Genomic DNA, 13177 nt, shown 5'->3' on the forward strand with positions numbered 1-13177 from the left:
TAGCTATTTACTATTCAAATTTTATAGCCTTAACCGGAGAAATTTTAGTAATAATATAAGAAGGTACCAAAAGCATAAGCAAACACAGGACTAAAACCCCAAGATTGAGGCCGAGGACCGCGGACATACTAATATGCACTGGTATATAGTCTATATAATACTCTTTTGGGTTTGGAAAGCGAAATACCTTGAAACGGTCCTGAACCCAAATAAAGCCAATACCAATAATATTGCCCCATAATAAACCAATCCCAATTAAATAGGTCGCATTGTACAAAAATATTTTTCGAATTCTCCAATTAGACAAACCTAATGCCTTTAAAACTCCTATCATCCGCGTTCTTTCCAATATCAGAACTAAAAGGGCAGTAATCATATTTATTCCTCCCACAAAAATCATAATACCAATAATTAAGGCAATATTAAAATCAAAGAGCCCAATCCATTCGAAAATCTTATAATACTTGTTTTTTATGTTTTGTGTATCTAAATTACTAAGAGTTGAGCCATATATTTCGGCCGTTTTAACATCGATTGCGTCAAAGTCATCTAAGAATATCTCAAAATTTCCTACCTGCGTTTCTTCCCATTTATTCATCCTTTGCAAATGTCTTATATCCGTAAAGACGTACTTAGCATCAAACTCCTCAAACCCGCTGTCGTACAAGCCGACTATGGTAAATCTGCGTTGATTTGGGGTCTTGGACGGGTCTTCTTCTTTAAGAAAGAAAGTGTAAAAATCGTCTCCGACTTCCTTTCTTAATCTATTGGCCATAAAGGTCGACATTAATACCTCGGTATTTAATTCCTCGGAATAATCCGGAAGTCGCCCCTCTTGAATAAATTCTTCAAAAACGTTCCAATTATAATCCTGGCCTACCCCTTTTGCAATAAAGCCTTCAAAGGTATCTTCGGTCCTTATAATACCTGCCTTACTAGCCACTGCCTGAATGTGATTTACACCCTCAACGGCGGTGAAATCTGGATAAAAATCTTGTTCAAGAGATACTGGTACAAGGGAAACTTCAGAAACATTATTATCGTAGTTGTAGATCTGAATATGCCCATTAAAAGCTGCTACTTTTTCGCGAATTTTTTCTTTTAAACCCACCCCGGTAGCTATGGCAATTAGCATCATTAAAATTCCCAAAGCGATTGCCGCAATAGCTATTTTTATTATTGGTGCGGAAATACTAATTTTATGTTCCTTACCCTTAATTAAGCGTTTTGCTATAAAAAATTCAAAATTCAATAGATGCATTATTTATACAACTTCAAAAATACATTTTTCTGTTATCTTTTATTAGTAATAAGCTGTGGAAACCATCCATCTAAGGAAAAGCTTGGCGAACTCTCCAGTAATTCTAAAGAGGTTGTCCGAGAAAATCCTGGAATTATCGTTGGCGCAAATAAGGTATTCTCCTATTTACCAAGTCTAAAAGGAAAAAAAATAGCAATTGTTGCCAACCAAACCTCCGTGATTTTTAAATCTGAATATGGCTCAGAATCGAAAGATGAATACACGCATCTGGTAGATAGTCTGCTTAGCTTAAACGTGCAAATTGAAAAAGTCTTTGCTCCCGAACATGGTTTTAGAGGTATGGCAGACGCCGGAGAACATGTAATGGATGGGATAGACACAAAAACAGGTCTTTCAATAATTTCATTGTACGGAAAAAACAGAAAACCATCCAAAGAACAGTTAAAGGGAATCGATGTTGTACTATTTGACATACAAGATGTTGGCGTGCGATTTTACACCTATATAGCAACCTTACAGCTGGTGATGGAAGCCTGTGCAGATTTAAGTATCCCAATAATTGTTTTAGACAGACCTAACCCGAATGCAAACTATGTAGACGGGCCTACGATGGAAAAAGAACACCTAGGGTTTTTAGGTCTAACTACTATCCCACTGGTATATGGAATGACCATTGGTGAGTATGCGGAAATGATAAATGAAGAAGCCTGGTTAAATGATAAATTAAAAGCACAACTAAGTGTAATACCCTTAGAAAATTATACCCATAACTCAAATTACGTTCTACCTATAAGACCCTCCCCTAACCTGCCCAATCAGCAGTCTGTAAAGTTATATCCAAGTTTAGGTCTTTTCGAAGGAACCAATGTAAATGCTGGGCGAGGTTCCGAAAACCAATTTCAGCGCTTCGGCGCCTCTTTTTTAGATGCCACGTATTTTGATTTTGACTATATCCCTATTCCCAATTTTGGCTCTAAAAACCCTAAACAACTAAATAAAACTTGTTACGGAAGGGATCTATCCACAATAAAACCTCCAAACGAAGTGACCTTAAAATGGATTATAGAGGCATATGATCACAGTACAGATAAGGCTTTATTTTTTAACGAAAGTGGGTTTACAAAACACGCAGGCACTCGAAAATTACAGCAACAAATCACGGCTGGTTGGAACGAAGAGCGCATAAAGAATGCATGGGCAACAGATATAGCAAAGTTTAAGAGTATTCGGGAGAAATACCTTCGCTATCCTTGAGCACCTATTTAGAAGATTCCATACTGGTGGGTTTTCGATATTTATGAAAAGGCTGTTTTAATAGGCCACCTATACTCGCATTGGTAACCTTATCGGGAAAAGTATCTACACCATATACTATCCTTTCCCGGTCGAATTTCATATAGGTGCCTAAAAGACGATCCCAAATGGAGAATATATTTCCATAATTAGAGTCTGTATAAGGCAGTTTATAATGGTGGTGAACCTTATGCATATCTGGAGATACCACTAACCAACTAATGGCTTCGTCTACCTTTTTTGGGAGTTTAATATTGGCATGACTAAATTGTGTGGCTACAATAGATAATGATTGGTACAGCATTACAATACCTATAGGTGTACCTACAACAAAAACCCCTAATAGCGTAAAGGTAAAACGGACTAAACTTTCTAGTGGATGGTGTCTATTCGCCGTGGTGGTATCCACTTCATGATCCGTATGGTGCACCAAGTGAATCATCCATAAAGGTTTTACTTTGTGTTCTACAAAATGTGCTAAATACGCTCCAAAAAAATCTAATAACATTACTCCCAAAACTACATAGGCCCAAAGAGGAAGGTTAGGAATCCAGTTTATTATGCCAAAGTTATTTAGCTGAACCCAATCGCTTGTTTTTAGCAATAAAAAAGCAAGAGAAAAATTAACTAATATAGTAGTGAACGTAAAGAATAAATTAGGTAGTGCGTGCCGCCATTTTTTATATTTAAAATTAAAAAGAGGCAAAATTCCTTCGAGTAACCAAAAGAAAGTGATACCCAAAACTAATATCAGACTTCGATGACTGGAAGGGATATTTTCAAAATAGCTAATAATTGCATCCATTGCCTAAAGTTATTAATTTTTAAGAATACCACAGCTAGTAAAAGAAGATGGTAAACTTAAAATTTGATATTTTTTTTCATTTCTTCCACGATATTAAAGGCTGCAGGGCAAATAGCAACGTTTTTAAGAGTAAGAGCGGAAATTTGTTGAAATTTTTTTCTGTCTGTATGAGGAAACTCTCTACAGGCCTTAGGCCTTACCTCATAAATAGAGCAGTAGTTGTCTTCCCCCAAAAATACACAGGGTACATTTTGTAAAACATAGTCTTGATCTTCATCTATTTTCAAATACTGTTTAATAAAAAGCTGTGGTTTTAATCTTAAATGTTTTGCAATTCTCACTACATCATTGTCTGTAAAAAGCGGGCCGGTAGTTCTACAACAATTTGCACATTCTAAACAATCCGTTTTTGAGAACTCCTTTTCGTGCAATTCGGACATTAGATAATCAAGATTCTTTGGTGGCTTTTTTCTGAGTTTGCCAAAGAATTTTCTATTTTCGGAATGTTTTTCTTTTGCCTTTTGTGGCAAGTTCTTAAGTTCTTCTTTCATTGCATAAGAAATCGACGTCCCATTACTGAAACTATTTTCAGCAGTTATTAAAAAAGGTAAAGAGCTTATAAATCTACAAATAAAATGAACGATGATTTGCTTGGTGAGGCAGTACTGGACTTTTTGAATAAAAACGGTCCAGAAAACATTAAAACCTATTCGTCTTTGAACGAAAAAGACGAGCTACCCATAGCCTATCTCTTTCGGAAGTATAGGGAAATGCCTCTTATAGAAAAAAAAGCGCTACAGCTTTGTTACGGAAAAGTTTTAGACATTGGTTGTGGAGCAGGCAGCCATAGTATATATCTACAGAAAAAGGGTCTAGATGTCACTGCCCTAGATAGTTCTTTAGGAGCTACAAAGGTCTGTTGGGCTAGGGGAATTAAAAAGGTTGTCCACAGCCCTATACTAGACTACTCTGGTTCTAAATTTGATACCCTACTACTGCTAATGAATGGCATTGGCCTTGCTGAAACCCTTGGTAATCTATCAGAATTTCTTATGCACCTAAAAGGTTTAATTCATAATAAAGGTCAAATTCTCCTCGATTCCAGTGATATTATTTATATGTTTGACAAAGATGAAGACGGAGGGTACTGGGTTCCAAATAACGGAGCATATTATGGCGAAGTAGAATTTACTATGACTTATAAAGGCATAACTACTGCTGCATTTCCTTGGCTTTACATAGATTTTAATAGACTAAAAGAAGTGGCCTCCTTAATAGGTTTAGATTGTGAAATGATAGTTGTAGGAGATCATTACGACTACCTAGCAAGATTACGCTTATTTGATACTATTTAAGTAATTTGCACGTTTAACTTTAAGTCTTAACAAAAAAGATCTTATGAAAAATTATAGAACAATATTCTTCCTGCTTTTTATAGGATTTACGTTAAGTTGTGCGGATGACGATGCCAACCCGGGTGAAGTGATCAAGTCTGCTAATTTATTAACCACAGGAGCTTCTGCAAACGATATTCTCTCCAATGCTAGTTTCACCAGGCTTCATGTTGAAATGGCCTATGTGGTAGGTTTTAGACCAACAGATGAGGCTATAAGCAATTTAGAAACATTTTTAAGGGAACGAACCTTTAAGGATGAAATAGAAATTATCCTGAGACCTTTAGGATCGCCAGAGGAGGAAGACCTTACTATTACCGAAATTGTTGAATTGGAAAGTGACAATAGAACACTTTACAACCTAGACGATATGCTGGCCATTTACATTTATTTTGCCGATGCCCCGTCCGAAGGAGACGATCCTGATGAAGGTTTATTCACTTTAGGTGCAAGTTATAGAAATACTTCTATGATAATTCATGAGTCTACTTTAAGAGAATTCGCTACGCGGAGTGTTTTGGTTAGCCTGGCAGATATAGAATCGGCCACTTTGATGCACGAATTTGGTCACCTTTTTGGTCTTGTGAACCTAGGTACAAATCCTGTAAATAATCATATAGACCCAGATTCTCCAAGCCATTGTAATGAAGCAGTTTGTTTAATGCGAGCTGAATTAGAATTTGGCATGGGAATGATGAGTATAATGGAAAAAAACATGCTAGCAAAAGGAGCTATTGTTCCTGACTTAGATGCAGAATGCATCTTAGACTTACAAAATAATGGTGGCAGGTAAGCATTTTATAGGTGAAACTAAAAACCTATAAACGAGACCCGCTTATGGGATATTCAAATATTTATGGGTTTGCAAAGAAATTTTCCATTTAGGATTAGCCATTACATAGTCTACAATCATAGGGGTTACTTTGTCCCTTACACTCCATTCTGGCTGGAGAAATAGCATACATTCTTTTCCGACTTTAGCAGCCTGTTCTTCTGCAAAAACCAAGTCGTGCTTGTTATATACGATCATCTTTAACTCATGCGCTACCGAATATACTTCTTTCATGGGAAGCTTATTTTTTTTGGGGGAAAGACATATCCAATCCCATGTGCCTGTTAAGGGATAGGCCCCGGAAGTCTCTATATGAATATTTAATCCTTTCTCTTTTAAGGCAGTCGTAATAGGATTCATATTCCACGTCAGTGGTTCCCCTCCGGTTATTACAATTGTATCGGAATACTTGCTTGCATTATTAACAATAGCCTCAATAGCCGTTGGAGGATGGGTAGCTGCATTCCAACTTTCCTTTACATCACACCAATGGCAGCCAACATCACAGCCACCTACTCTAATAAAATAAGCTGCAGTTCCTTTGTGAAAACCTTCCCCTTGAATGGTATAGAATTCTTCCATTAGAGGTAGCATAGTACCCTTTTCTACCAAATCCATTATTTCCATTTCTGACATCCGACAAAGATACGTTATACTATTTAGGATATCCCAGAGTTTTTTGGAAGATAAACTGAGCTAGGTAGTAGCAGAAACGAGTTTTATCTCATATAGTAGCTAGACTCTATTTGGAAGCAATAACATCTATTTCAACGCTGGCGTTTCTAGCCAAGCCTTTTGCAGCAAATGTAGTTCTGGCTGGTTTCTTTGTAAAGTGTTTGGAATAAACCTTGTTAAAGGCTGAAAAATCCTCCATAGAAGCTAAAATTACTGTACATTTCACCACATTGTCAAGAGTTAAGCCGTGTTGTTCAAGAACTTCTTTGATATTCTTAATGGCCTGTTCTGTCTCTGTCACTATACCCGCTTCAACCATAGTTCGTGTAGTATGATCCATCCCTATTTGACCGGCTAAAAAGAAAAGATTGCCAACCTCAACTACGTCGCTATAAGGAGCTGATTGTTTTTTTATCTCGTGTGAAGGGTGAAATACAATGGGGGACTTCTCCTGTCCAGTTAAAGTAGTAATAGAAACGGACAGGAGACAGAGGTATATACACAGCTGCTTTTTCATAAATATTAGTTTTTAATGTTGAATAAAATTACCCTATTTTTATCAAAAATAGAAGGAATGAAGACCAAAGACGATTTCTATACCCATATTATTGATGGTTATTCTACCAAGGGCGATGCTATAACCCTAGGAGCGGCCATGCTCAATGAAGAGGCGGTAGAGAATGCCTTGGTTAAAATACCTTTAAAAACACTCAATAGACATGGCTTAATTGCAGGTGCTACTGGGACTGGCAAGACAAAAACGCTGCAAATCCTGGCGGAGAATCTTTCTGACAAAGGCATTCCTGTTCTTTTGATGGATTTAAAAGGAGACCTCAGCGGATTAGCGCAAGCAAGTCCGGGACATCCAAAAATTGATGAGCGGCACAGCAAAATTGGTATTCCATTTACTGCAAAGAGTTTCCCGGTTGAAATTCTATCTCTCTCAGAGCAAGCAGGTGTAAAAATGAGGGCAACCGTGTCCGAATTCGGGCCGGTGTTATTGTCTCGAATATTAGATTTATCAAAAACCCAGGAAGGCATAGTCGCGGTAATTTTTAAGTATTGTGATGACCATAGTTTGCCCTTGCTAGATCTAAAAGACTTTAAAAAGGTCTTGCAATATGCCACCGGAAATGGTAAGGCAGAATTCGCCAAGGAATACGGACGGATTTCTACAAGTTCTACCGGTACTATTTTGCGGAAAGTTATTGAACTTGAACAACAAGGAGCGGATCTGTTTTTTGGAGAAAAATCCTTCGAAGTAGATGATCTAACCCGTATAGATGATCAAGGAAGAGGTATCATAAATATTGTTCGGCTAACAGATATCCAGGACAGGCCTAAATTGTTTAGTACTTTTATGCTGAGTCTTCTTGCCGAAATTTATGCCACATTTCCGGAACAAGGAGATAGTGACCAGCCAGAATTGGTATTCTTCATAGATGAAGCGCATTTAATTTTTAAGGAGGCGTCAGATGCCTTATTAGACCAGATCGAAAGTATTGTAAAACTGATCCGATCAAAGGGAATTGGACTTTATTTTGTAACCCAAAATCCAACGGATATTCCGGATGCAGTTTTGGCCCAGTTAGGACTTAAAGTGCAACATGCCCTTCGAGCGTTTACTGCGAAAGACAGGAAAGCAATTAAATTAGCTGCAGAAAATTATCCTCTTTCCGATTTTTATGACACAAAAGCTGTCCTTACTTCTTTAGGAATTGGAGAAGCCTTAATTACTGCATTGGATGAAAAAGGAAGACCTACGCCATTGGCAGCTACCTTACTTAGAGCTCCAATGAGCAGAATGGACATTTTAACTTCGGAAGAATTAAACGAAGTCTTGGAAAATTCTACCCTGAGTAAAAAATACAATAAAACTATTGACAGAGAAAGTGCATACGAACTATTGAATAGAAAAATTGCAATAGCCGAAAAAGAAGCAGAAGAAATACAGAAAAGAGAAGTTACTAAAAAGCGCAGAACAACTTCAGGCAGCGGGCGAAAAAGTACACGAATGAATCCAGTGGTTAAAGTTTTGACCAGTGCTACATTTATTAGGGGGGTGATGGGGGTCTTAAATAAAATGATGCGATAAATACTTATGAAAAAAATTCAAATACTCTTTATTTTGGCTTTAAGCCTTACCCTTTTGTTTTGCAAAAAAGAAAAGGACACCACATTTTTGATTAACAAGGAACGTGTGGGCAAGTTGCTAAGAACCAGTAAAGCAACAGAAATCGATTCTATCTTTCAGGGAGATTCTATAGTACGAGAAGAAACCCAGATTGCCATTGGATCTTTCCCTCCCCGTTTTAATATTTATGAAAAAGGCGGCAAGCATTTACTTACCTTAACGCCAAATAAGGATAGCCTCGCAACTATAGGTCTTGTACGCGTATATGACAATAGATATCTTACAGAAGAAGGAATAGGACTCTTGAGTACTTTTAGTGATATAAAAAAATCTTATGAAATAAAGAAGATTGTAACATCCTTAAATAACGTAGTAATATTTATAGAAAATAAAGATTTTTATTTTACCATAGACAAAGAAGAACTCCCAGCCAGTCTTCGATACGATACATCCTTGAACATTGAAGCAGTTCAGATTCCTGACGTGGCAAAAATAAAGTACTTAATGGTAGGTTGGGACTAACTTTATACTTGCGATGAATAAGGTTATTTTCCAAATACTGGCCAAATCCTATGGCCTGTACATAAATTTTATAGCACTCTTTTCTCCTAAGATAGCTGCTGAAAAAGCTTTTACTTTGTATTGCAGTCCACGAAAGGGCAGAGTAATAGATATACAGGCGTACTTTTTAAATAAGGCAAAGGACCAAGTCATAAATATAGGAGGCTTAGACATACAAGTGTATCGGTGGAATGGCAGTGGAGAAACTGTATTACTTATGCACGGATGGGAAAGCAATAGCTTTAGATGGCGGTATCTAATCCAATACCTTCAAAAAGAAAACTACAATATTATAGCTTTAGATGCACCTGCCCATGGAAACTCTTCTAATAAGTCATGGAATGTACCACTATATGCAGAATGCGCCTTTAGGGTTTGTGAACTATATAAGCCAGAATATCTTATTGGGCATTCTTTAGGTGGAATGGCAGCATTATTTATGCAGTATACGTATCCAAAAAATAGTATTGCCAAAATTATCACCATTGGCGCTCCCTCAGAATTTACTCAGTTGATGAACCACTTTAAAAGTTTACTTGGACTGAGTTCAAGAGTTATGAATGCTCTAAATGAATATTTTATATTTCATTTTGGCATGGCCATAAGTGATTTCTCAACAGCCATATTTGCTCGAGAAATAAAGGTTAGAGGTCTTCTTTTTCATGATACGCAAGACCCAATTACCCCTTATATCTCCTCTGAAAAAGTCCATGCAAATTGGAAAGATAGCACTTTGGTTAGTACAAAAGGTTTTGGGCATTCCATGCAACAGGCCGAGGTTAATTTAAAAATTATTGATTTTTTGAAGTCGACCAAATAGATTAATTTTAACAAAAAAAATTTATGCCTTCTATTGCACCTTTTCATATTGCCATTCCTGTTCATAACCTATCCGAATGTAGGGAGTTTTATCGAAACGTATTAAACTGTGAGGAGGGTCGTAGTAGTGAACATTGGGTAGACTTTAATCTGTTCGGCCATCAATTGGTTATACATTACAAACCGAAATCAGAAGAAAATATACACACGAATCCGGTTGATGGAAAAAACGTTCCTGTACCCCACTACGGGGTGGTCTTACCATGGGATGTTTTTGAAAGTTTTTCGAGGGAACTGCTAGAGAAGGGTGTAAATTTTGTTATTGAACCGTACGTCAGATTCAAAGGAGAGGTTGGTGAACAAGCTACCATGTTCTTCCTTGATCCTGCCGGCAATGCATTAGAGTTTAAAGCTTTTAAAGACTTAAATCAACTTTTTGCTTCCTAGGATTATTTTCTTTTCTTGTAGGCGTAATAGCCCCAAGTACCTATTCCATATAAAACCCCAAATACTAGTCCAAGCACAGCCTTACTTAAAAGGGTATCCAAGGAAAAATCTCTTTCAAGAATACAGGAAAACAAAACAAATAGTACAATTGCAGCTATACTCCGTGATATAATATTTTTTATTTCCATCAATTAGTACTACTGAGACCAAGAAGTAGGTTTTCGATCCCAGCGATGTTTTCTAAGTTTATTATATAAGTCTTTGGCTAATTCTTTTCCATCGCTCGTTGCGGTATTAGACAATACGTTTCTGGCCTTTCGCATTCCAGGTATAGTGGTACTTACATCATCGTTCATTAGAATAAAGCGAAGTGCCATTTCCGCCATGGTCATATTTTCGGGAATCAGGGGTCGCAATAAGTCTGCCTTTGCCGCACTAGCTTCTAGGTTTTCGGGTACAAAATAACTCGATCTCCAATCACCTTCAGGAAAAACGGTTTCCTTGGTAATATTTCCAGTAAGTGTGCCCTCATCAAAAGGTACACGGGCAATTACTGCGATATTCAGGTCTCTACACAAGGGAAAAAGTGAATCCTCCGGAGCCTGATCAAAAATATTATAAATCACCTGAACGGCATCAATTAGCCCCGTCTTTATAGCCTTGATTCCGTTTTCTGGTTCCCATCGGTTTAAACTTAGGCCAATTGCAGCTATCTTGCCACTTTTCTTAAGGTCTTCCACGGCTCTTTGCCATTCTTCCTTATCTGTCCAGCCATCATCCCAGGTATGCAACTGTATAAGGTCTATTTGCTCCTGTCTAAGGTTTTTTAGTGTTTTATCCGTAAAATCCTTTATGTGTTCTGCAGGATAAGAATCTTCTAAGGTATACCCCGGCATGGCCGGCCATTTAAAGTTCTTTGGTGGTATTTTACTGGCTGTAAACAATTTCGTGGAGGGGTGTCTCTTCACCAAATTACCCAGTAATTTTTCGCTATGTCCTTCGCCATATCCCCATGCTGTGTCAAAAAAGTTAATACCATTTTCCACAGCAAGATCTAAAGAAGCTTCGGACTGTACATCGTCAGATTCTGTCCATCCGCCCATACCCCACATTCCATAACCTATTTCACTTACTTCCCATTGGGTTCTTCCAAATATTCTTTTTCTCATTTTCAATTCTAAATTTATCTATTCCAAAATAACATTACTTATACCTCCAACTGTTTAGGTCTGCTCCTTCGGGAGCACTTTCCGCAATTCGCTTCATAATTTTTGGCACGTACATACTATTATAGCGTAATCTGGAAATATGGTTTGGCTGATCCGGATCTCCATTCCAACAATGTTCTGCTCGGTCTCCATAAGTAACTTCCCCGTCGTAATAAGGGTCGGTTGTACTTTCTAGAAAATCTTCCATCATATAAACCGCATTATTTAGATAGTAATTATCCATATCACCGCAGTAAATATGAATTTTCCCTTTTAATTTTTCGCCCAGTTTGTCCCAATCTCTTTCTAGAATATGTCTCAAATCGTAATTCTCCTTCCAGTATTCGGCAACCTCAAGATCTATTTCTCCGCTTCTCTTGTCCCATATTCTCTTAGGATATCCTTCTTCATTTTGAGGAGAATAGGTTGCTTCCCAAATATCCCATTGCTGTCCGGACCTGGATTTATCACCTAGTACCAATTCTAATTGATTTTCTTCGCGTATGGTGCTTTGAATTTGCCCCAAATAATCTCTATGCGCAGGCACCTCCAGGGTCTTATGATCACTTTCATAATAATAGGCATTGTTATCTTCGTAAATATTAGTTAAACAGTAAGCCCTAAAATCTATAGGATCGGGACAAGCAGCAAAACAACCGTTGTATTCATCAGGATACTTAAGCTGTACCGCAAGAGCCTCCCAGCCTCCTGTTGAACCTCCATAAAGAAACCGAGCCCACCCTTCTCCTAAACCTCTAAACTCTTCCTCTATATATGGGATTAATTCATGTGTGATAGCATCACCGTAGGGGCCCTGACTTGCAGAATTAACGGCATAGGAATCGTCATAATAGGGTGTGGGATGCTGAATTTCAATAATCAAAAACCGTGGATAATCTGGATCATTCCATCTGCTGTAAAAATCATAAGCCTCTTGCTGTTGTATTATATTGTAACCCTTCACCTTAAACCTAGCGGCATAGTCTGGTTCTAAATTCGGATCAGGTGGAATTGTTCTAAATCCGCCAAAATCGTTAGGGAAATGTCCGTGAAAAATCATCAGAGGATATTTAGCTTCCGGGTGCTCCTCAAATCCTTTAGGCAAAAGTACATGTGCCCCTAGATACATGTCTCTTCCCCAAAAATTAGATAATTTTTCGGATCGAATTTTTATATGCTTAATCCATTCTGTGTCTTCCGGCTCTTCTATTGCAGGAATTATCTGATCCATAACCAATTCAAAGGATTCCGAAGAATTCGAGGGAATTGTAATCCTAACAGGTTTACTGTATAGATTTCCCGGCGATCTATTCCATTGTTGTCCCTCTCCATTATCCATGGGCAGTTTTACGGTATGGCCGGTACTTAAATTAAACGTCTCATAAACATGCAACAGTCCCTGTACCCAATAGTCTCCTGGAGGTACTTCCGACATACTGGCATAAGGAAATCCAAGAGCATCCGCCTCCATCACAACGGCTTCCTTTGGCTGCATTCCCTCTATATTCTGACCAAAAATTAGCTGCGTATTGAGACCAGAACTAATTTGAAATCGCGGCTCTTTTTCATTATTACTAGAAAGCATTAGTAATAATCTACCATCTTTAGCGGTTGTACTCACATTTTCAGTAAAAGAAATACTAAAGTTTACCGTATTTTGCTTCGTGGAATCTTCCTTACAACCTAGTAGGATAGTAAGGCATAATAGTAGGAGGAAATATCTATTTTTCATGGAAGGTAATTTAGCC

Annotated in this window: 15 protein-coding genes; 7 read left to right on the plus strand and 8 right to left on the minus strand. The window is 37.7% G+C overall.

The genetic code is table 11. The annotated features are described in order from the left end of the window. Positions 1-10 precede the first annotated feature (10 nt). Positions 11-1252 (minus strand): ABC transporter permease, encoded by a 1242-nt coding sequence (locus tag PXG98_RS09195; RefSeq protein ID WP_276390474.1) that lies wholly within the window; start codon positions 1250-1252, stop codon positions 11-13. Between the two features lie 3 nt (positions 1253-1255). Here PXG98_RS09195 and PXG98_RS09200 point away from each other — a divergent pair, with 3 nt between their 5' ends. Further along, on the plus strand, positions 1256-2515 hold the full coding sequence (locus tag PXG98_RS09200) for an exo-beta-N-acetylmuramidase NamZ family protein (RefSeq protein ID WP_276390475.1): 1260 nt from the start codon (positions 1256-1258) through the stop codon (positions 2513-2515). 4 nt (positions 2516-2519) lie between these two features. Here PXG98_RS09200 and PXG98_RS09205 read toward each other — a convergent pair whose 3' ends face one another. Together PXG98_RS09205 and PXG98_RS09210 are read right to left on the minus strand one after the other, a co-directional pair. Further along, complete coding sequence (locus PXG98_RS09205) at positions 2520-3359, minus strand: sterol desaturase family protein (protein ID WP_276390477.1); 840 nt, start codon at positions 3357-3359, stop codon at positions 2520-2522. A gap of 56 nt (positions 3360-3415) precedes the next feature. Next, the gene (locus PXG98_RS09210; RefSeq protein WP_276390479.1) at positions 3416-3910 is read right to left on the minus strand and encodes a YkgJ family cysteine cluster protein; all 495 of its coding nucleotides are present in this window, start codon (positions 3908-3910) and stop codon (positions 3416-3418) included. 84 nt (positions 3911-3994) lie between these two features. Between PXG98_RS09210 and PXG98_RS09215 the strand changes: the two genes are divergently transcribed. Together PXG98_RS09215 and PXG98_RS09220 are read left to right on the plus strand one after the other, a co-directional pair. Then, the gene (locus PXG98_RS09215; RefSeq protein ID WP_276390481.1) at positions 3995-4714 is read left to right on the plus strand and encodes a class I SAM-dependent methyltransferase; all 720 of its coding nucleotides are present in this window, start codon (positions 3995-3997) and stop codon (positions 4712-4714) included. A 43-nt stretch (positions 4715-4757) separates the two neighbouring features. Next, on the plus strand, positions 4758-5546 hold the full coding sequence (locus PXG98_RS09220; RefSeq protein WP_276390482.1) for a zinc metalloprotease: 789 nt from the start codon (positions 4758-4760) through the stop codon (positions 5544-5546). Positions 5547-5588: 42 nt separating this feature from the next. Here PXG98_RS09220 and PXG98_RS09225 read toward each other — a convergent pair whose 3' ends face one another. Both PXG98_RS09225 and PXG98_RS09230 read right to left on the minus strand, forming a co-directional pair. Then, entirely contained in the window at positions 5589-6212 is a 624-nt protein-coding gene (locus tag PXG98_RS09225) for a 7-carboxy-7-deazaguanine synthase QueE (RefSeq protein ID WP_420909565.1), read from the minus strand. A gap of 115 nt (positions 6213-6327) precedes the next feature. Further along, positions 6328-6777, minus strand: a complete 450-nt coding sequence (locus tag PXG98_RS09230) for a Rid family detoxifying hydrolase (RefSeq protein WP_276390485.1) — start codon at positions 6775-6777, stop codon at positions 6328-6330. A gap of 57 nt (positions 6778-6834) precedes the next feature. Between PXG98_RS09230 and PXG98_RS09235 the strand changes: the two genes are divergently transcribed. From PXG98_RS09235 to PXG98_RS09250, 4 genes are read left to right on the plus strand one after another with little or no spacing between them, the layout of a single operon-like run. Next, entirely contained in the window at positions 6835-8355 is a 1521-nt protein-coding gene (locus PXG98_RS09235) for a helicase HerA-like domain-containing protein (RefSeq protein WP_276390487.1), read from the plus strand. A gap of 6 nt (positions 8356-8361) precedes the next feature. Continuing rightward, positions 8362-8916, plus strand: a complete 555-nt coding sequence (locus PXG98_RS09240) for a hypothetical protein (RefSeq protein ID WP_276390488.1) — start codon at positions 8362-8364, stop codon at positions 8914-8916. A 13-nt stretch (positions 8917-8929) separates the two neighbouring features. After that, complete coding sequence (locus PXG98_RS09245) at positions 8930-9775, plus strand: alpha/beta fold hydrolase (RefSeq protein ID WP_276390490.1); 846 nt, start codon at positions 8930-8932, stop codon at positions 9773-9775. Between the two features lie 23 nt (positions 9776-9798). Beyond that, positions 9799-10221: a VOC family protein gene (locus PXG98_RS09250; RefSeq protein ID WP_276390491.1), complete on the plus strand. Its 423-nt coding sequence runs from the start codon at positions 9799-9801 to the stop codon at positions 10219-10221. Positions 10222-10223: 2 nt separating this feature from the next. On the opposite strand, the gene PXG98_RS09255 is transcribed toward PXG98_RS09250, so the two are convergent. Genes PXG98_RS09255 through PXG98_RS09265 form a run of 3 tightly spaced genes read right to left on the minus strand, consistent with a single transcriptional unit; the run spans position 10224 to position 13161 of the window. After that, a complete protein-coding gene (locus PXG98_RS09255) occupies positions 10224-10409 on the minus strand; it encodes a hypothetical protein (RefSeq protein WP_276390493.1) in 186 nt (61 codons plus the stop codon). 9 nt (positions 10410-10418) lie between these two features. Further along, a complete protein-coding gene (locus PXG98_RS09260; protein ID WP_276390494.1) occupies positions 10419-11390 on the minus strand; it encodes an aldo/keto reductase in 972 nt (323 codons plus the stop codon). A 34-nt stretch (positions 11391-11424) separates the two neighbouring features. Then, complete coding sequence (locus PXG98_RS09265) at positions 11425-13161, minus strand: alpha/beta hydrolase-fold protein (RefSeq protein WP_276390496.1); 1737 nt, start codon at positions 13159-13161, stop codon at positions 11425-11427. Between the last annotated feature and the right edge of the window lie 16 nt (positions 13162-13177).

Source organism: Eudoraea chungangensis, from assembly GCF_029360665.1.
In the GTDB taxonomy this organism is placed as follows: domain Bacteria; phylum Bacteroidota; class Bacteroidia; order Flavobacteriales; family Flavobacteriaceae; genus Eudoraea; species Eudoraea chungangensis.

What these genes read in the sequence shown, in the direction of transcription:
- PXG98_RS09265 (WP_276390496.1), bottom strand. Translation starts at nt 13,161, where the DNA reads ATGAAAAATAGATATTTCCTCCTACTATTATGCCTTACTATCCTACTA.
- PXG98_RS09240 (WP_276390488.1), top strand. Translation starts at nt 8,362, where the DNA reads ATGAAAAAAATTCAAATACTCTTTATTTTGGCTTTAAGCCTTACCCTT.
- PXG98_RS09245 (WP_276390490.1), top strand. Translation starts at nt 8,930, where the DNA reads ATGAATAAGGTTATTTTCCAAATACTGGCCAAATCCTATGGCCTGTAC.
- PXG98_RS09235 (WP_276390487.1), top strand. Translation starts at nt 6,835, where the DNA reads ATGAAGACCAAAGACGATTTCTATACCCATATTATTGATGGTTATTCT.
- PXG98_RS09205 (WP_276390477.1), bottom strand. Translation starts at nt 3,359, where the DNA reads ATGGATGCAATTATTAGCTATTTTGAAAATATCCCTTCCAGTCATCGA.
- PXG98_RS09230 (WP_276390485.1), bottom strand. Translation starts at nt 6,777, where the DNA reads ATGAAAAAGCAGCTGTGTATATACCTCTGTCTCCTGTCCGTTTCTATT.
- PXG98_RS09225 (WP_420909565.1), bottom strand. Translation starts at nt 6,212, where the DNA reads ATGGAAATAATGGATTTGGTAGAAAAGGGTACTATGCTACCTCTAATG.
- PXG98_RS09200 (WP_276390475.1), top strand. Translation starts at nt 1,256, where the DNA reads ATGCATTATTTATACAACTTCAAAAATACATTTTTCTGTTATCTTTTA.
- PXG98_RS09215 (WP_276390481.1), top strand. Translation starts at nt 3,995, where the DNA reads ATGAACGATGATTTGCTTGGTGAGGCAGTACTGGACTTTTTGAATAAA.
- PXG98_RS09250 (WP_276390491.1), top strand. Translation starts at nt 9,799, where the DNA reads ATGCCTTCTATTGCACCTTTTCATATTGCCATTCCTGTTCATAACCTA.
- PXG98_RS09220 (WP_276390482.1), top strand. Translation starts at nt 4,758, where the DNA reads ATGAAAAATTATAGAACAATATTCTTCCTGCTTTTTATAGGATTTACG.
- PXG98_RS09210 (WP_276390479.1), bottom strand. Translation starts at nt 3,910, where the DNA reads ATGAAAGAAGAACTTAAGAACTTGCCACAAAAGGCAAAAGAAAAACAT.
- PXG98_RS09260 (WP_276390494.1), bottom strand. Translation starts at nt 11,390, where the DNA reads ATGAGAAAAAGAATATTTGGAAGAACCCAATGGGAAGTAAGTGAAATA.
- PXG98_RS09255 (WP_276390493.1), bottom strand. Translation starts at nt 10,409, where the DNA reads ATGGAAATAAAAAATATTATATCACGGAGTATAGCTGCAATTGTACTA.